Here is a 15,691-nt window from a genome sequence, read left to right as displayed (position 1 = left end):
CGACCCGATACGACAAGACACGAAAATCCTTCTCGGCATTCCTCGCCCTGGCAGCCGCAAAGATATGGCTGCCATACTTTGTCAACAGGACCTAGGAGGGATGGCATGGGAGTGCCAGATCGGTTTGCTATTGAATATCCGAGACGGGCGCTTGAGCTTATCGGCATGCTTGAGGCGCCAGCAAGGGAGAACAACCTACTCGGCTCATTTGGCCTGTTGGCAGCATCTGCAATCCTGACGATCCCGTTCGAGCGGATGCGCAAAAGCCACTTCCTACACGATGACGCGCGCGATGCGGACTTAGTGAAAAATCTAAAGGCGTTGGGGAAGGCCGTTTTTCTGGAAGCGCCATTTTGGCGAGCTCCGCCGGACGGCGTATGGCGGCAGTCCCGCATCGTAAACACCGTCGATGAAGTGCATGGTTGGTTGGATCAGGACGGCCGCGACCCGCGTTCAGAAGAAGCCAACACGATCCAAACCCGCAAAGCCAGCGAGGTATTGCGTGTGCTCCGCAATGCCTTGGCGCATGGCAATATCATCTATCTCGACAAGAACGGCCAGGAAATCGCCGGACATCAAATGGTCTACATGGCGTTCCTCTCGCGCTACGAGGAAACTGCGGCACAACGCGAACAAGCTGAAACCTACAGAGTGGTAATCACGACGGAGGAAGCCTTCTTGGATTTCGTCAAATCGTGGGCCGAATGGATCGGGAGTTTTGACCTCGATCGACGGTTGGCGGCAGTGGCATGAGCGGGCGCTTTTCCCCTTTTGTCATCAAGGCACTTACGGATGTCATTACCGGCGGCGCGGGCCAAGGACCGGATGTCTCCGAGCCGATCGGAATTTATCGGAGCGGCCCGAAGATAGAGGCGCTGTTTCTCGATTGCAGTCTCGACATGCGCATAGGCAGCAGTTCACGTGTCCCTGCGACGACCCAGTTCTTACGCGACCTCGCCGTTCAATGGGACGGCGACGACCTTATGAAGCGCGTAATACTGCGCGTCTGTGATCCGCGCGAATATCTCTCTGCTCCCGAAAAGGCCGTTGCAGTCAGACAGCATCTGAATGCTGCGCTCGAAGCCGACGGTTTAGCCATCACCATTGTCAGCGGTAAGGCGCATCTGGTCGAGCGCACGGCTGCAGGCCTCATCGTCGAGCCCTTCATCAGTAAGGTAGCAAAGCTGGATTTTGACACCGTGCAAATAGAAATTGCGCGGGCGCTGCCGAGTCTCAACGCCGACCCAGAAGACGCGGTCACAGCAGCATGCTCGCTCATAGAAGCGGTATGCCGCTCAATCTTGATCGAGCTAGGATTGCCGCTGCCGGCGAAGCGTGACATCGACGGATTGCTCAAAGCGGTGCAGGAACCATTAGGACTCTCCCCAGGTCGCACCGACCTGCCTGCGGAGATCGAGCAAGATGTGCGCCAGGTCCTCGGCGGGCTCACATCTGTTACCAAGGGTATTGGTGCGCTGCGCACACATGGCGGTGACGCCCACGGGCGTGAGAAAGGCTTCCGACGCATTGACGCACGTATCGCCCGCCTAGCCCTCAACTCCGCAAGTTCGATCGCACTCTTCTTAATCGAGACCTGGGAAAGCAAGCAGCACCGCCACCTGCCTCAACATAGCGAAGAGGTATAAGCGGCAGCCTTTCCGTAGAAATTTCAGCCGTTAGGCAAGAAGCTACTCCAGGTACCGGGAGCGACGGCTTCTGGACAACCGGCGATGTGGGAGCGGTCGCGATGGGTCGGTAGCAGCCGGTGGCCCAATCCGCAGGGTCACGTACAAGAAGGCTTTATCGCTTGTCTGATCCAGCCACGTCTTCCGAGATTTCCTGACGCAGTTTTGGCCCTTGCGCCAAGCGCCGCCCGAGGGCGGTGATGAACGCCTCATAGCGCTCGCTGGCCTTGGCTCGAGCGGCCTGCGCGGCGGGCTGCGGCAATGCGGGCGTCGTGGTGATCCAGAAGCGGATAAACACCGCAAGGGTCTCTACGGCGATGCCGACGTCCCGTTCCAGCCGCGTCATGCGGCGGTCGAGCTGGTCGAGACGTTTGGCGACGATCGCCTCGCGCCGCTCGGCGTCGTCCGGCGAGAGGAACGACGCGATGGCAGCTTCCGCGATCATGGACTGCGACTGATCGCGGCGGGCGGCGAAATCCGCGAGTGTCTTCTCGACATCGGGGTCCAGATAGATCGTGGTCTTTATCTTCTTCCGGCGAGTGGTCATGGCGCCTACAGCTCCATGCCGTCATTCGGATCAAGCGAGACCTGCCGAGCGACGCCTTGCATCCGGCGGATCATGCGCCGATTGCGAACGGCGTCCTCATCGATATCATCCGGCGGCTCGATCTCGAACTCATTCTCAATCGGCGCCTTTTTGTCCACCGGCTTCGTCCGGCTGAGTTCGGGTTGCAGCCGCCGTTCAGATTCGGTCGGGTCTTCGTCGTCGGAGCGGCCTGCCGGCTGCGGATTGAGCGCTTCCGGCCGCGCCGGGATCGGCAGGCGGCTCCAGTCATCCGGGCGAACCTGATCCGGGCGCTTCAGGTCGGGCGGCGACAGCAGGCGCTCACGGAAGCGGGCATCCTCATAGTAGCGGGCCTTCTTCGCCCGGATCGGCGGAATGCCGGCGACCATGACGATCTCGTCAGTCGGCGGAAGCTGCATGATCTCGCCCGGCGTAAGCAACTGGCGGGCGGTTTCCGATCGGGACACCATCAGGTGGCCGAGCCAGGGCGACAGCCGATGCCCGGCATAGTTCTTCATGGCTTTCATTTCGGTGGCGGTGCCAAGGGCATCGCTCACCCTCTTCGCCGTTCTCTCGTCGTTGGTCGCAAAACTCACGCGAACGTGGCAATTGTCGAGGATCGAATTGTTCGGCCCATAGGCTTTCTCGATCTGGTTCAGCGATTGCGCGATCAGGAAGGATTTCAGGCCGTATCCGGCCATGAAGGCCAACGCACTCTCGAAAAAATCTAGCCTCCCGAGCGCCGGAAACTCGTCTAGCATCAATAGCAGGCGATGGCGGCCGCCGCCCGATTGCAGATCCTCGGTCAGGCGCCGACCGATCTGGTTCAGCAGCAGGCGGATCAGGGGCTTGGTCCGATTGATGTCGCTGGGTGGCACGACGAGGTAGAGCGTCGTCGGATGCTCGCCGCCGACGATGTCGCTGATCCGCCAGTCGCAGCGCCGCGTGACCTCGGCAACGACAGGATCGCGGTACAATCCGAGAAACGACATGGCGGTTGATAGAACGCCGGAGCGCTCATTGTCGGATTTGTTGAGGAGCTCGCGCGCCGCGCTGGCCACGACAGGGTGTGGTCCGGCCTCGCCCAGATGCGCGGTCTTCATCATGGCGCGTAGTGTCGACTCTACCGGGCGCTTCGGATCGGAGAGGAAGTTGGCGACGCCGGCCAGCGTCTTTTCCGGCTCGGCATAGAGGACATGCAGGATTGCGCCGACCAGAAGTGAATGACTGGTCTTTTCCCAGTGATTCCTTTTGTCCAGGCTCCCCTCGGGATCGACGAGAATGTCGGCGATGTTCTGGACGTCACGCACCTCCCATTCGCCCCGACGGACCTCGAGCAGCGGATTGTAGGCAGAGGACTTCGGGTTGGTGGGATCGAAGAGCAGCACGCGGCCATGGAGTGACCGGAAGCCCGCGGTCAGCGTCCAGTTCTCACCCTTGATATCATGGACGATCGCCGAGCCCGGCCAGGTCAGGAGCGAAGGGACGACGAGACCGACACCCTTGCCTGACCGGGTAGGCGCAAAGCACAGCACATGCTCCGGCCCGGCATGGCGCAGATATTCGTGATCGTATCGGCCGAGTACCACGCCGTCGGGATCGAGCAGGCCCGCGGCCTCGATCTCGGGTTTCTCTGCCCAGCGGGCCGAGCCATAGGTGGCGACATTCTTCTGTTCGCGCGCTCGCCAGACCGACATGCCGATAGCGACCGCGATGGCGATGAAACCGCCCGACGCGGCGATCATGCCGCCGGTCGCGAATATTCCGGGCGCGTAGGCGTCGTAGAAGTACCACCACCACATGATGGCGGCCGGAAAATAGACCGGGACGCCGAAGAGTCTGAACCACGGCTCGCCGAGCTGCGCCTGATAGCCGAGGCTCCACGCAACATACTGCGTCGCGCCCCAGGTGGTAACGAGCACGATCAGGAAGACGATCGTGATCTGTCCCCAGAGGATCTTGGTGCCGGACATGGCGAGGTTCCTTTCTGACGGGTGTTAGAGGCCGAGCCCCCGTTTGCGGCCGAAGTCCCAGTCGACGCCGCCATCGTCGCGCGCGACGCCGGAGACGTGGCGACCGATCTGCTTTTCGAGAGAGGGAGACCAGGGGACGAGCTGGAAGCCGAGGCCGTCGTCGATCATGGCGAAGCGGCCGGAGGCGAGCGTGAAGCGCTGGCGATAAGAGCCGGCGACATATTCGCCGCCATTGGCATGGTTGAATGGCAGGCCGGTCTCGGCCGCGAGCTTTTCGCCCAGCGCACTGACCTCGCGATCGCGTAGCGTGTTGAGCAGACGACGCGCGAAGACAACGCGCCCGCCCTGCCGTTCGGCGAGACCTTCGCCAATCAGATGCTCGGCGCGTTGCTCGAGGGCCTGCTGCACCTCGGCGCCAAAGCCACCCTCCGACAGCGCGATGGGCTCGCGGGCAACCCCCTGCCGATCGAGCCAGGTCGCGCCCGTTGCGTTGATCTGCGTGTGGATATCCAGATCGGAGCGGACGGCGAGCGCGACGCGGCGCTGACCTTGCGCATCCTCGTAGGCACGCAGCTCGACGATCGATCCGGGTGGACTGTCGCCAGCCGCATCGAGATGCGGCAGCTTGATGTGATGGGTGCGGCCGTCCACGCCATCGACCACGGCATAGGCCGTTCCCTTCAACTCATCATCCAGACCGCGTTCGAGCAGGCGGCCGACAACGGGCACGTCGAGGCTTTCACCGGCCAGCACATAACTCGCCGAGCCGCGCTCGATGCCGCGTTCGGTGAGAGCGCGGTGCATGCGCTTGATGATGTCGCCGCGCTCGCCGAGCTCGCGCAGGACGCTCTCCGCCTCGGGCCTGATGAACCATTGCGAATGGCCGACCTGTCCCGCGACACCGAGAATTTCCAGCGTCCGCAGCCGGCCGACCTTCAGAGCGTGGAATTCGTCCGGCTGTCGGTCGGCGCGCGGCGCGAGGTCGATGATGCCGGACTTGCCGGCGTCGCGGACAAGCTGGCGGTCGAGCTGCGTCCAGCGTTCGGTCTCGATCTGGCTTTCGAGAGTGCGGCGGATATCGAGGTCGGTGCGCGGTCCCAACTCCTGGGTGATGAGGTCGCGCGCCCGGTCGCGCATGCCCTCCTTGATGTAGTCGCGCGAAATCACGAGGTCCTGGCCATCGTCCCGAACGCCACGCACGATCAGGTGGACATGCGGATGCTCGGTGTTCCAGTGATCGACCGCCACCCAGTCGAGCTTCGTGCCGAGATCCTTTTCCATCTGGCCGACGAGATCGCGGGTGAAGGATCTGAGGTCCGCCATGTCGGGCGCGTCGTCGGGCGAGACGATGAAGCGGAAATGATGCCGGTCATCGCCGCAGCGCTCGGCGAAAGCGCGGGCGTCGGCATTCTCCGTTCCCGGCCCGAACAGCCGCGCCTTCTCCCCGTCACGGGTCACGCCGTCGCGGCGCAGATAATCCAGATGCGTTCCGAGTGGCGCTGATCGAGCGGTATGGCGGACCACACGGGCCTTGACGACGGCGCCGCGCGTGCGCGACCTGATGAGGCGATTGGCCTGGATGCTCGCGCGCTGGCCGCGCCCAAAGCGCGAACGGTTGCCGGAGGTGACGCGGCCGGATCGCGAGACGCCGCCGCCTGCCTTCTTCGCTGCGGCGAGCGCCTGCGCAACGAAAGGCCGGGCCTGCTGCGCGCGGGTCGATCGGATGCGGCCTGGACGTATGCGGAACTCGTGGTCATCGGACATGACGTGAACCCGCACGGTGCAAAAAGGACAAGAAAATCATGAAGATGGGCGCGGAGCGCACGGTGCGCGAAAGCGCTGCACGGTGCGGAACGCGCCAAAAACATGAACAAAAACAACCGCCCGACCGAAGCGCACCGTGCGCCCTTTTATCCTGCCATCGTCCGGTTGCTGCGCCTGCCGCCACCCCCGGCGCTCTCCACGACACGCCAACGCACGATGGGATGCGAAATGCCGCCGGGCCGCTCATGGCCGGTCCCCGGTGGCATTCCGTGTGACGAACAGCCCATCCGGCTGTGCGGCGACAAGCATCGGCGGCGTCGCCGTGACGGGTGAAAGGGCGTCGTCCGTCGAGCGGTCCGCAGACGTGGGATCGGCGCTGGAAGTGCCGCCATCGCGCCCGACGAAGATCGCCGCCTCGCGCCAGTCGAGCGGTCGAGCGATCGCCGAACCGTTCTTCGAAGGGCGGTCGCCGCGCAGCGCGGGCGCGAGCGAAGCGACGTAAGCCCGCGTCTCGGCGGGCAGCGGGCGGCCCTTCGCACGATGCTCGTCGTAGCGTGCGGGCCCCGCGTTGTAGGCCGCGAGCATGGCGGCGATGTCGCCATAGCGATCCCACATCTCGCGCAGGTACGCAGTACCCGCGAGGATGTTGTCGCGTGGGTCGTAAGGATTGCGGCCGAGGCCGTGGCGGATGCGAAGCTCGGCCCAGGTGTCCGGCATGACCTGCATCAGACCCATCGCGCCGGCCGAGGAGACAGCCCGCACGTCGCCCGCGCTTTCTGCGCGCATGACGGCGACGATCCATGGTGGCGGAATGCCGAAGCGGCGCGATGCCTCGGCGATATGCGCCGCATGCGGATGCGCGGCGACGGCACTCGTAGGCGACACGCTTTGCGCCAGAACCGTCGGCGTTGCGGCTGCGGTGAAGAGCAGACCGGAAAGGAGAAAGAGCGCTGAGCGCCGGACGGTGGAACAACGTCCGGCGCAGGAGCGGTCTCGGGGCGCCGCCATTCAGTCCTCCTGCCGCTTCTTGGGGGGCTGGACGGTGTTCAGCACCCAGGCGGAGCCATCGTCACCGGCGCGGAAGAGATTTGCGCGAAACGTGCCGCCGAGAAGCGGGCTGTAGATCGTGATCGAGACGAACTCGCCGGCCCGTTCGCCGACGTGCGTCCAGCCCGCTCCGATGTCGAGGCCGTCTTCGTCACCGAGAAGGACGCGGTATTTCGGGGCGTTCTCGGTCTCCGAGGGTTCGGCAGGAACCAGGGTCATTTCCTCTTTGATGCCGAGCGTTCGGAACTCGCCTTCGAAGCCCGCTTCCGTGCGCGTGAACTGTCCGATCTGGGCCATGGTCATGGTCTCCTGTGCTGCGGTGGGATTGCGAAGGACGCGCGCTCACCGCGTCGGCGCGCGCCATACGAAGCGACCGTCGCCGTCCTCGTCGGTGAAAAGCGGGGTGGCCCGGCCGATCACCGCCGCGGCGGGAAACGGGCCGAAGTAGCGGCCGTCGAGGCTGTCGGCGGCTTCGAGGTTCATGAGGAAAAGTTCGCCGCCGCCGATCACGTGGCAGCCCCGCCAGACCGGAAGGTCGCGGCCACGGCTGTCGCGGTCGCGGGCCTCGCCGAGCGGAACGTCGTCGACCGTGATGGCGCGACCGTCGCGGCAAACGCGCTGTCCCGGCAGGCCGACGACGTGCTTGAGGATCGGCACGTCGCGGCCGACATAACCGCGTTCGACCATGAAGGAGGCGAACGGCTCGGGCGGCATGACGGCGACGAGATCCGGCGCCTCGATCCGCCCGGTCAGCGAGACCGTGTAGAAGCCGACCGGCGCGCTCGCCGTCGCGTTCCAGATGAGTTTCAGCGGCATCGGCGTGGCGCCGGCTACGGCGATGCCGAGCACGGCGACGGATGTCGTCGCGAGGTAGCCGAGCCGCGTCATTGCCCGATCTCCCGCCGCCGGAGCCAGGCTTGATGGCGCCCGGCCGTGTACGGGCGCGGCATCTCGCCGGCATTCATCCAGTGCGCGACGTGCCGCCAGTGATCGGGATCGGTGTCCGCGGGATCGATGCCGAGGGCCTCGATGCCGTCGACATGGCGAAGCACGTCCTCGACCTTCGGCCAGCTTTCGATCTTCAGCAGCATGTCGCCGCCAGGACGCACGAACGGCAGCGTCTGGAACGGCTCGCCACGGTCGACTGCGCGCACGATGTCCAGGCGCGAGATGATCGTTCCGTACTCGTTCGCCGCCCAGCGGACGAGGCAGAATATCGTGCCTGGAGCGAAGCCAACCACCCTGTGACGGCGGTCGAGTTTCTGCTCGTAGCTTTCGCGGCCGAACCTGATCCAGTTCTCGATGCGTTTCTCGATCCAGGTGAGTTCGACGAGCGTGGTGAACGCGGCTGGACCGTCCGGCAACGGACGGCCGCCGATGCGGAGCGCCGCATTGCCGGTCATGGTGTTTCTCCTTGGGTGTCGGGGAATTCGCGCTCGAACAGCTCGCGCAGCATGTCGGCGACGGTGACGCCGCGGCCGAAGGCGGCGATCTTGATCCGGCCGCGTAGCTCAGGCGTGATGTCGATGGTGAGCCGGGCCGTGAAGGTCACGGCTGCGCCATTGCGTGGCGGAGGCGTGTCGCCTGCCTTGATCCATCCGTCCGGATCGGCTGGACGCTGCGCGAACCCGCGCTTTTCGGTGCGCGTCGTCATGACGGGTCTCCGTCATGGAACGGCAGCACGGTGGCGATGCGGTCGCGGGCGCGGTCGGCCATCGTGGGGTCGATCTCGCAGCCGATATAGCGTCGGCCAGAGAGCCGGCAGGCTTCGCCGGCGGAGCCGGAACCGGCAAACCAGTCGCCGACAAGACCGCCTTCCGGGCAGCTTGTGCGGATCAGGATTTCGAGGAGCGCCGACGGCTTTTCAGTCGGGTGGATCGCGCGGCCGTGGCAGTTGCGCAGGTAGATGACCGAGCGCATGAGGCGCGGCCCGCCGTCGTGGCTGACATAGTGGCCAGCGTCGATCTGGCCGGTATGGGGCGGACGCTGCTTGCGCCGCACGGTGCGGGCCGTCGCGTCGGGCGTGGTTTGTGGGTCGTTGTAGACCGCGCGCCATGGTGTCTCGGCCGGATAGAATTGAACGGCCAGTTCATGCACGCGCTTGAAGCGGTCCGCATGGAAGCCGGTGCCGTTCTGCTTCTCCCAGACGATCTCCTGGGCGAGCCGCAGGCCAGCGTCGGCGAAGCGGTCGGCGGTTGCCATGAAGCTGCGCAGCGAACCGAAGACCCACATCGAGCCGGTCGGGGCAAGCGCGCCGCGCGCGAGCGCCAGCCAGCCCTCGACACGGCGATCCCAGGCGAGTGATGTGTCCCCGTAGGGGGGATCGGCGAGGATCATGTCGAACGGGCCGCGCGCCGGCATGCGATCGCGGCAGTCTCCGGACGATATGATTTCGGGGAGAACCGTCATGGCGCGGTCTTCCCGATGCGAAGACGCTCGACCTCCGCCGCCAGCGCCGCGATCTCGCGCGCGGCGGGCGAACGCCGATCGATGTCCGAGGCGAGCCGCCCGGTCTGCGCGGCGTCAGCGAAGACGACGCGCTGGCCGATTGTTGTGGCGAGCACTGGCGGGTCGTGGTCGGCCAGGGTCTCGGCCGTCTCGCGAGCAATGACGGTGCGGGCGCCGCAGCGGTTCAGCACGAAACGGGCGCCGAGCTGGGGCCGGTAAATGCGCGCCTCCGCCAGGAGCGCCAGCATCTCGGCCGAAGCCCAGCCGTCGAGCGGCGACGGTTGTACCGGGATCAGCACGAGGTCAGCGGCGAGCAGCGCGGAGCGCATGAGGCCGGCGACACGCGGCGGGCCATCGATGACAACGTGATCGACGTCGCGCGCGAGTTCGGGTGCTTCGCGGTGCAGCGTATCGCGTGCGAGACCGACGACGCCGAAGGCGCGCGGCAGGCCCTCGCGCGACCGTTGCTGCGACCAGTCGAGCGCCGAGCCCTGCGGGTCGGCGTCGATCAGGGTCACGCGCTTACCGCGCACCGCCAGCTCGCCGGCGAGATGGAGGGCGAGCGTCGTCTTGCCGACGCCGCCCTTCTGGTTGAGAAGCGCGACGATCATCGGCGTCCTCCCGGTGGATCGAGAGGAAGACGGGGCGTCTCGGGATCGATGGATGGAGAGATTTCATCGCGGCGGCTTGCAGCCGCCTGTAGTGGTTCGGCCGGCGCGATCGGCGCGCTCTTCCTGGCGGCAACGCTGAGGCTTCTGGCGGCGTCGCGGATGAGGTTTTCCACATCACGCGCGCGCTCTTCAAGGTTAGAGTCTATGTTAGACTCTAAGTTAAGGTCGCGATTTCGTGTGGAATTTCCGTGCGTTAAACCCTGTTTGGGTTCCTGATAGCACGAGCCTCGGGTTCCCGATAGCACGATAGTCCGGGTTCCCGATAGCACGAGGCCGTCCACAGCTTGTCCACAGGCGGGCAGCGGCTCGAAAGCGAGCAGTGCGCGGCCGCCGATTTCGGTTTCGAGGAACAGGGTGTAGCCGGGCAGCGGCTGGCGCCGGATGATTTCGCGCAGCTCGAAGGCGAAGCGCTTGAATGGCGACAAGCTGCCTGATTTCTGGTGAAGGTGCTGGAAGTCGAAGCGCCAGCCGGCGCGCTGGCGGCCACCGTGCTTGCGCACCAGGCGGTAAAGCCAGCGGTCGAGACCGCCCGTCAGGTCGAAATAGGTCCGGTCGATGGTCAGCACGAGCGCATTGTCGAGGACGGCCTGATAGAACCAGTCCGGCACGATCAGCTCGATGCCTTCTGGGCGGCCGTTGCGGTCGGTGCGCTCCTGCCACTCGTTGATCCACGAGAAGCGATGACGGCGGCCTTCGGCAGGCTGGCGGATCGAGGTGGAAACCGTCGTTGACTGCAGACGGTCGAGCGCGGCTTTCAGGCGCTGATAGTCGCGTGAGCTCGTACCCCGTCCGACATAGGTGAGGATTTCATAGGGCGTGGCGGCCATCAGCCGCGAGGTGCGAAGCCCGTTATCGCGGGCTTCGACGATCTGGCTCGCCGCCCAGATCAGGATGTCGGCGTCCCAGATCGTGGCCATGCCATGATCGGGGACCGCCTCTACCCGGATCGTCACGTTGCCGGCGACGAAATCGATCGGAGCAACGCGATGCGTCTTGGAAAGGGAGAAGAAAGGATAGGCCATGAGATCCTGCGCGTCTCGTGGCGCGAAGTCGCCGGGAAGCGCCCGGAACAGATCGAGCTGCCCGCGCTCCGAAAGGGATCGACGCCGCACCGCCATGAAGGAAGCCGGTCGCGATCAGCGGACGTAGCGGCCGGGCTGCGGCACGGCTGGGAGCGTCTGGCGCTTCGCCGGCAGCACTTGGCCACGCGGATCGGAGGTCGAGGTGACAGCGCCGCGGGAGGCCCAGGCTTCGAGGTCGTCGACGGCATAGACGACGCGACCACCGAGCTTTCGGTATGACGGGCCTGTCCCGTAAGTCCGGTGCTTCTCCAGGGTGCGGGCGGACAGGCTGAGGAATTCCGCGGCTTCCTTGGTGCGCAGATAGCGCGGCGGCAAAACGACGAGATCGGGTCGCATGGATCGGGCCTCCGTGAGGTTGCTGGCGGCCGCTGCGGTTCAGCGGCGGATGGCGACCACGGTGGCGGAGAGGAGCCGTCAGGGGGATGGGGAATTTAGATGAGCTAAAATCCCCACCCCATGCTGGATCGGAAACTGCTAGGATCGGCGGCGGCGGCGCAGCAGCTGGAGATAGCCGCCATCGACCATCGTGAAGCCGCCCTCAACGAGGCCAATGACGGCGTCTCGCAAGGACGATGTTTTCCAGGGCTCGGAGGCGACGCGCGAGCGCCCGTAAATCGCGATGGCGATGTCACGGTACGTCGCGCCGGCTGAGCGAGCATCGAAGACGCGCAGCATCTGACGAGTGCGCCGCCGACGCTGCGGCGTCAGACGATTATCGGGCGGGACGCGCTGACTGGTCAGCATGGCCGAAAAGCGGAGTAGCGCGTGAAGCCGATCCGGTGTGTCGTCGTCGAGGATGATGATGGCGACCAGAACGCCACCGGAATCGGAATCGATCCGGGTGACCTCGAGACGCTCTTCGTTGACGCTGAGCCGCAGGCACCAGTTACCGGAGCCGTCGACGGCGTGTGCTCGGATGAATTCTTCAGCAGCCCCAGAATCGCTTGAAGCGAATAAGACCCTGTGGAGCAGAATGGCTCCGGGGTCGGCAATCGGGGTCCAGAAGACGGGTTGGTCGAGTGCTGTGCGTTGAGGATCTGCAACAAAAGCACAATCCCCATTTTTCAGCGACCTCGCGCGCCTTGTCGCTGTGAAGCTGCCCACGAGCGGAAAGATCGCGGTAGGCCTGGCGGTATTCCTGGTTCCGGCGAAGGAATTCCCAGGCAAGTTCGGACGTCGTCAATTGATCGACAAAGTCATATTCGGCATTCGATCGCCAGTCATGGTCTTGCGGCATTCCTCCAAACCTCCACGCACGTTACGACTGTGGGTTACGGAGGGGGGACGATCTCAACTCGATCGGTTTTTGGGAATAACGAAGATCGCTTAACGTGATGCAGGTTTTGCATCATGCGCGACGGTGATCAATGAAGACTTGAGCGCATAAGGCCAGCAAAGCCGTGTTCGGCCATCCACTTCGCGCGTGCAAGGTGAGCTGCATAGATCCGGCGAGCGCGCTCGCCGTCGCGCTTCGGATCGAGGCGAAGTACGACTTCGGCAACCTCCATCCAATCGGCGCCCTCCGCCTCCGCATCGAGAAGACGCAGATAAAGCTTGAGATGCTCACGGTCGTAGGCCGTGAGTTCGGCGTCCGTCGGCGGACAGTCCGCGAGTTTGACCTTGGTCATGCAGTCCTCCCGTTCCGCTTTTGCCCCTGTTGTTGGCGATCGTTAGCGGAATTTTAATGGTATAGTAAAATCTGGGCTCGGGAATATAAGCACTGCTAATGATCGATTCCGATTTAGCGCTTTTCGCTGACAAGCATCACTCCCACATCAGGGCCGGAGTTGAGGAAGACGATCCCGTTGTCTTCAAAAGCCCGCCGTACCTGATCGCGCGTGCTCTCATACACCTCGAGACCGCTTTCGGATTCGAGGCGCTTGAGCGCGGTCAGTGATACACGGGCCTTGTCAGCGAGCGTCTCCTGTGTCCAACCCAGCAACGCACGCGCGGCCCGCGATTGTCGGGCGGTGATCATGCATGATCACCTCCCACACAGACCTGCGCACATTCCAAAACTACGGCTATTTTAGTCGCTCTTGGCTTCGAATGCCAGCGGGAACCTCCCGAAAAGGCGCGATTGATGGCATTGGCCCTCATCTGATTCGGTTGCAGCCCGGCGGCTGCAACGCTAGTGCTCGGCGGCGGGACCGAAGCTCTATCCGTCAGGCGAATGGATCGATCTCCCTGATGACGGTATCGTCATCACCGTCATATTCGGCGGCGAGCATCACGTTGAGGGTTCCGTCGCCGGCACGGAAGATGACGATCGAGACCATCAGGGTGGCAGCGAGGCTGAGGGCGTAGGCATGAGCGTCTGCAAGGGACATCTTCCGGCTCCCGTTTGGAGGCGGGGACCATTCCCCGCTCGACAGGCGCCCGAAGTGTTTTGGTCACGGCCGGGGTCATCGCGGAGGCAAGGCCGAGGCGACCGCACGCTCGCGTAGCGGACCCTGCAAGGGTTGACCCTGGAAGGCCGGAATTGAAACCAAGGTTGTGCCTCAAAGAGCGGGGATGGTGCGCGCGGACCGGGGCCGGAAAACCTTGCGGCACCCTCACGCTGTAGCTGGTCGATGCTGCCACCCTGATGGTCTCGATCCTTGGCGTGCTTCGGAGATGGAACTTGATGCCCGCCGCCGAATATGACTGGATGAGATCAGACGAGATTTGTTCGCCTGAGCCGGACAGGGCTTTAGCCGCTGTCGGATTAGAATGGTGAAAGCACAATGGTCGCGATCGCCGCGAACATGAAAAATCCCGGCGGCTTGCGCCGCCGGGTCTTGGCCATCCCACTCAGAATGGTATGTCGCTATCGTCGGTGAATTGACCATCTTCGTTATCGGTCTGCTTCGCCCGGTTCAGGAAGTCGACCGTCTCGGCGATGATCTCGCAGCCGTAGCGGTCGTTGCCCTGCTGATCGGTCCACTTGGTATAGTGGATGCGGCCGCGGACCAGAACCTTCATGCCTTTCTCGCAATGTTCGTGGATCGTCTTGCCGAGGCCGTTGAAGGCGGTGATGCGGTGCCATTCGGTATCCTGGACCCGATAGCCGTTCTCGTCTCGGACAACCTTGCCTTCCGAATAGCGAGGCCGCGAGGTGGCCAAGGTGAAGTGGGTGATGCGGGTGCCGCCCTGGGTGGTGCGGGTTTCGGGGTCCTGGCCGATGTTGCCGGCGAGAATGACGATGTTCTGCATTGTAAGTCTCCGTTGCTCCTCGGAGGGACCATCCCTCCGAGGAGACCCGGCCAAGGCCGTCGGGAGACGCCAGCAACTGCCGCCCCGGCGGCAGCTCGCCCTTAAGGCCCGGAGTGGGGCGGGCAGCCGCGCTTGCGCGGCAACACGGTCCGGAGCCGCGGGGGTTGCGGTCGGAAACCGAACGGTCTTAGGGGATCAGTCAGTCGGAGGGTTTGATGCCTTTGAGAGCACAGACAGAGACACACAGCAAAACCTTCGTCCTCGCCGAGTGCGTCATCGCGACAGGACCACCGCCGCACCACCCAGGGCCGTCGCCCGCAATCTACCCCCTTCACGGCCACCCTTCACGCCGCTGCCCGGAAGGCAAGGATGTCCGGCACAAGGTGTTCCGGATATCGGGCTCCGAGCGAATGGCGCCGCGTCACTCGCTTCAACAGGTGGAGGCTCGGTCCAGCGGCATTGCGGAAAATAGCTATGAAGTTCCGGCGGCCCGCGTCCACGACACGAATGAGGGCCAGGGCAGCGGCATCCACCGCTACGTCCGTGCGAGATTCATACGCCATGACCGACTTCCTGAACCAAGCGAAGCCGACCGAAAACGGGGGGTGCCCAAGCCAGTTCCGACCTGACATCCTGTTCTAAGCGGAGACCGGAGGCCCGGCGGCGAAAGACGCCGCGATTTTTCTCCGGAGCGGAAGATCGCGGTCGCTTTAGCGCGAAAGTGTTGCGACGCCGAGAGCGTTGAGATTGACGATCGCGGCCACGCCGATGAACAGGCCGCCGGCACCGCTGAGCAGATCGAGTGCGATCGACGGGTCGATCGCATTCTTCGCAATGCCATGGATGAGTGCGTAGCCTGCCACCGTTGCCGGGACAGCAAAGATGGCGAGCGCGATCAGGCGCAATATCGGGTTCCTGGCGAACCCGATAACGGCGATCACCAGCGCAATGGAAAGCAACGCAGCGGCGATGGCGGCCAAGCCCGACATCACGAATCCGGCTCCCGCGGCCCAAGCGTATTGAGCCGCTGTCAGCCCGACCCAGAAGGGAAGGGCGTAGATCGCGAGATTATAGGCGATGATGGAGAATGCGATCGTCAGGAAGACGGCGAGCAGGATCAGCGTCATGAAAACCTCCACATGAACGGTTGAGGATCACGACAGGCTGCCGGGAGAGACGCTCCGCCTGCGACTATGCTATTTCGCCGGTTCTGCAAGGATGCTTTATTGAAGCCATCAGCTTCTCCGATAGTCAAGTATCG

General features: G+C 64.0%; 21 protein-coding genes and 2 pseudogenes. 3 read left to right on the top strand and 20 right to left on the bottom strand.

All coding sequences use genetic code 11. The features are described from left to right. The 3 genes and pseudogenes from FHS76_RS22970 to FHS76_RS19735 all read left to right on the top strand — a co-directional run. A pseudogene (locus tag FHS76_RS22970) lies at window positions 1–95 on the top strand (IS5 family transposase); the annotation flags it as partial. A 10-nt stretch (window positions 96–105) separates the two neighbouring features. Beyond that, entirely contained in the window at window positions 106–753 is a 648-nt protein-coding gene (locus tag FHS76_RS19740) for a hypothetical protein (protein ID WP_183657091.1), read from the top strand. Further along, entirely contained in the window at window positions 750–1,646 is an 897-nt protein-coding gene (locus FHS76_RS19735; RefSeq protein ID WP_183657088.1) for an abortive infection family protein, read from the top strand. The genes FHS76_RS19740 and FHS76_RS19735 overlap by 4 nt, the downstream gene beginning before the upstream one ends. A 154-nt stretch (window positions 1,647–1,800) precedes the next feature. On the opposite strand, the gene FHS76_RS19730 is transcribed toward FHS76_RS19735, so the two are convergent. From FHS76_RS19730 to FHS76_RS19640, 20 genes and pseudogenes are all read right to left on the bottom strand, one after another. Next, entirely contained in the window at window positions 1,801–2,232 is a 432-nt protein-coding gene (locus FHS76_RS19730) for a CopG family transcriptional regulator (protein WP_183657085.1), read from the bottom strand. Window positions 2,233–2,237: 5 nt separating this feature from the next. Further along, complete coding sequence (locus FHS76_RS19725) at window positions 2,238–4,223, bottom strand: conjugal transfer protein TraG (RefSeq protein WP_183657083.1); 1,986 nt, start codon at window positions 4,221–4,223, stop codon at window positions 2,238–2,240. 24 nt (window positions 4,224–4,247) lie between these two features. Continuing rightward, entirely contained in the window at window positions 4,248–5,987 is a 1,740-nt protein-coding gene (locus tag FHS76_RS19720; protein ID WP_183657080.1) for a relaxase/mobilization nuclease domain-containing protein, read from the bottom strand. A gap of 243 nt (window positions 5,988–6,230) precedes the next feature. Further along, on the bottom strand, window positions 6,231–6,995 hold the full coding sequence (locus tag FHS76_RS19715) for a lytic transglycosylase domain-containing protein (RefSeq protein WP_183657077.1): 765 nt from the start codon (window positions 6,993–6,995) through the stop codon (window positions 6,231–6,233). Then, window positions 6,996–7,331, bottom strand: a complete 336-nt coding sequence (locus tag FHS76_RS19710; protein WP_183657074.1) for a DUF736 domain-containing protein — start codon at window positions 7,329–7,331, stop codon at window positions 6,996–6,998. It lies immediately after the preceding gene. Between the two features lie 45 nt (window positions 7,332–7,376). Beyond that, complete coding sequence (locus FHS76_RS19705; protein ID WP_183657071.1) at window positions 7,377–7,922, bottom strand: S26 family signal peptidase; 546 nt, start codon at window positions 7,920–7,922, stop codon at window positions 7,377–7,379. Next, on the bottom strand, window positions 7,919–8,437 hold the full coding sequence (locus tag FHS76_RS19700) for a DUF2840 domain-containing protein (protein WP_183657068.1): 519 nt from the start codon (window positions 8,435–8,437) through the stop codon (window positions 7,919–7,921). The genes FHS76_RS19705 and FHS76_RS19700 overlap by 4 nt, the downstream gene beginning before the upstream one ends. Next, window positions 8,434–8,688 (bottom strand): hypothetical protein, encoded by a 255-nt coding sequence (locus tag FHS76_RS19695; RefSeq protein WP_183657065.1) that lies wholly within the window; start codon window positions 8,686–8,688, stop codon window positions 8,434–8,436. Before FHS76_RS19695 ends, FHS76_RS19700 begins: the two co-directional genes overlap by 4 nt. Next, on the bottom strand, window positions 8,685–9,443 hold the full coding sequence (locus tag FHS76_RS19690; RefSeq protein WP_183657062.1) for a DNA-methyltransferase: 759 nt from the start codon (window positions 9,441–9,443) through the stop codon (window positions 8,685–8,687). Before FHS76_RS19690 ends, FHS76_RS19695 begins: the two co-directional genes overlap by 4 nt. After that, complete coding sequence (parA, locus tag FHS76_RS19685) at window positions 9,440–10,093, bottom strand: ParA family partition ATPase (RefSeq protein ID WP_183657059.1); 654 nt, start codon at window positions 10,091–10,093, stop codon at window positions 9,440–9,442. The genes FHS76_RS19690 and parA overlap by 4 nt, the downstream gene beginning before the upstream one ends. After that, window positions 10,090–11,271 (bottom strand): replication initiator protein A, encoded by a 1,182-nt coding sequence (locus FHS76_RS19680; RefSeq protein WP_183657057.1) that lies wholly within the window; start codon window positions 11,269–11,271, stop codon window positions 10,090–10,092. Before FHS76_RS19680 ends, parA begins: the two co-directional genes overlap by 4 nt. A gap of 18 nt (window positions 11,272–11,289) precedes the next feature. Beyond that, entirely contained in the window at window positions 11,290–11,571 is a 282-nt protein-coding gene (locus tag FHS76_RS19675) for a helix-turn-helix transcriptional regulator (protein ID WP_183657046.1), read from the bottom strand. A 138-nt stretch (window positions 11,572–11,709) separates the two neighbouring features. After that, entirely contained in the window at window positions 11,710–12,339 is a 630-nt protein-coding gene (locus tag FHS76_RS22750) for a DUF2285 domain-containing protein (RefSeq protein WP_183657043.1), read from the bottom strand. A gap of 1 nt (window position 12,340) precedes the next feature. Further along, window positions 12,341–12,472: pseudogene (locus FHS76_RS22925) on the bottom strand (transcriptional regulator domain-containing protein); the annotation flags it as partial. A gap of 127 nt (window positions 12,473–12,599) precedes the next feature. Next, the gene (locus FHS76_RS19665; RefSeq protein ID WP_183657041.1) at window positions 12,600–12,863 is read right to left on the bottom strand and encodes a DNA -binding domain-containing protein; all 264 of its coding nucleotides are present in this window, start codon (window positions 12,861–12,863) and stop codon (window positions 12,600–12,602) included. Between the two features lie 113 nt (window positions 12,864–12,976). Beyond that, a complete protein-coding gene (locus FHS76_RS19660) occupies window positions 12,977–13,213 on the bottom strand; it encodes a helix-turn-helix domain-containing protein (RefSeq protein ID WP_183657038.1) in 237 nt (78 codons plus the stop codon). A 187-nt stretch (window positions 13,214–13,400) separates the two neighbouring features. Then, on the bottom strand, window positions 13,401–13,565 hold the full coding sequence (locus FHS76_RS19655) for a hypothetical protein (protein WP_183657035.1): 165 nt from the start codon (window positions 13,563–13,565) through the stop codon (window positions 13,401–13,403). A gap of 463 nt (window positions 13,566–14,028) precedes the next feature. Next, window positions 14,029–14,430, bottom strand: coding sequence for a single-stranded DNA-binding protein (locus FHS76_RS19650; protein WP_183657032.1), 402 nt, complete (start codon window positions 14,428–14,430; stop codon window positions 14,029–14,031). Between the two features lie 344 nt (window positions 14,431–14,774). Next, a complete protein-coding gene (locus tag FHS76_RS19645; protein WP_183657029.1) occupies window positions 14,775–14,993 on the bottom strand; it encodes a hypothetical protein in 219 nt (72 codons plus the stop codon). A gap of 147 nt (window positions 14,994–15,140) precedes the next feature. After that, the gene (locus FHS76_RS19640) at window positions 15,141–15,557 is read right to left on the bottom strand and encodes a hypothetical protein (RefSeq protein ID WP_183657026.1); all 417 of its coding nucleotides are present in this window, start codon (window positions 15,555–15,557) and stop codon (window positions 15,141–15,143) included. Window positions 15,558–15,691 lie beyond the last annotated feature (134 nt).

This window comes from Brucella daejeonensis, assembly GCF_014199265.1.
Taxonomy (GTDB): domain Bacteria; phylum Pseudomonadota; class Alphaproteobacteria; order Rhizobiales; family Rhizobiaceae; genus Brucella; species Brucella daejeonensis.
The sequence above is the reverse complement of the archived record's forward strand: the minus strand, read 5'-3'. Positions and strand labels throughout refer to the sequence as shown.

Bases quoted from the DNA above. Each gene is read 5' to 3' on its own strand.
- FHS76_RS19705 (WP_183657071.1), bottom strand. From the start codon at position 7,922: ATGACGCGGCTCGGCTACCTCGCGACGACATCCGTCGCCGTGCTCGGC.
- FHS76_RS19710 (WP_183657074.1), bottom strand. From the start codon at position 7,331: ATGGCCCAGATCGGACAGTTCACGCGCACGGAAGCGGGCTTCGAAGGC.
- FHS76_RS19680 (WP_183657057.1), bottom strand. From the start codon at position 11,271: ATGGCGGTGCGGCGTCGATCCCTTTCGGAGCGCGGGCAGCTCGATCTG.
- FHS76_RS19665 (WP_183657041.1), bottom strand. From the start codon at position 12,863: ATGACCAAGGTCAAACTCGCGGACTGTCCGCCGACGGACGCCGAACTC.
- FHS76_RS19715 (WP_183657077.1), bottom strand. From the start codon at position 6,995: ATGGCGGCGCCCCGAGACCGCTCCTGCGCCGGACGTTGTTCCACCGTC.
- FHS76_RS19725 (WP_183657083.1), bottom strand. From the start codon at position 4,223: ATGTCCGGCACCAAGATCCTCTGGGGACAGATCACGATCGTCTTCCTG.
- FHS76_RS19645 (WP_183657029.1), bottom strand. From the start codon at position 14,993: ATGGCGTATGAATCTCGCACGGACGTAGCGGTGGATGCCGCTGCCCTG.
- FHS76_RS19740 (WP_183657091.1), top strand. From the start codon at position 106: ATGGGAGTGCCAGATCGGTTTGCTATTGAATATCCGAGACGGGCGCTT.
- FHS76_RS19700 (WP_183657068.1), bottom strand. From the start codon at position 8,437: ATGACCGGCAATGCGGCGCTCCGCATCGGCGGCCGTCCGTTGCCGGAC.
- parA (WP_183657059.1), bottom strand. From the start codon at position 10,093: ATGATCGTCGCGCTTCTCAACCAGAAGGGCGGCGTCGGCAAGACGACG.
- FHS76_RS19690 (WP_183657062.1), bottom strand. From the start codon at position 9,443: ATGACGGTTCTCCCCGAAATCATATCGTCCGGAGACTGCCGCGATCGC.
- FHS76_RS19735 (WP_183657088.1), top strand. From the start codon at position 750: ATGAGCGGGCGCTTTTCCCCTTTTGTCATCAAGGCACTTACGGATGTC.
- FHS76_RS19650 (WP_183657032.1), bottom strand. From the start codon at position 14,430: ATGCAGAACATCGTCATTCTCGCCGGCAACATCGGCCAGGACCCCGAA.
- FHS76_RS19720 (WP_183657080.1), bottom strand. From the start codon at position 5,987: ATGTCCGATGACCACGAGTTCCGCATACGTCCAGGCCGCATCCGATCG.
- FHS76_RS19730 (WP_183657085.1), bottom strand. From the start codon at position 2,232: ATGACCACTCGCCGGAAGAAGATAAAGACCACGATCTATCTGGACCCC.
- FHS76_RS19660 (WP_183657038.1), bottom strand. From the start codon at position 13,213: ATGATCACCGCCCGACAATCGCGGGCCGCGCGTGCGTTGCTGGGTTGG.
- FHS76_RS19675 (WP_183657046.1), bottom strand. From the start codon at position 11,571: ATGCGACCCGATCTCGTCGTTTTGCCGCCGCGCTATCTGCGCACCAAG.
- FHS76_RS19695 (WP_183657065.1), bottom strand. From the start codon at position 8,688: ATGACGACGCGCACCGAAAAGCGCGGGTTCGCGCAGCGTCCAGCCGAT.
- FHS76_RS19640 (WP_183657026.1), bottom strand. From the start codon at position 15,557: ATGACGCTGATCCTGCTCGCCGTCTTCCTGACGATCGCATTCTCCATC.
- FHS76_RS19655 (WP_183657035.1), bottom strand. From the start codon at position 13,565: ATGTCCCTTGCAGACGCTCATGCCTACGCCCTCAGCCTCGCTGCCACC.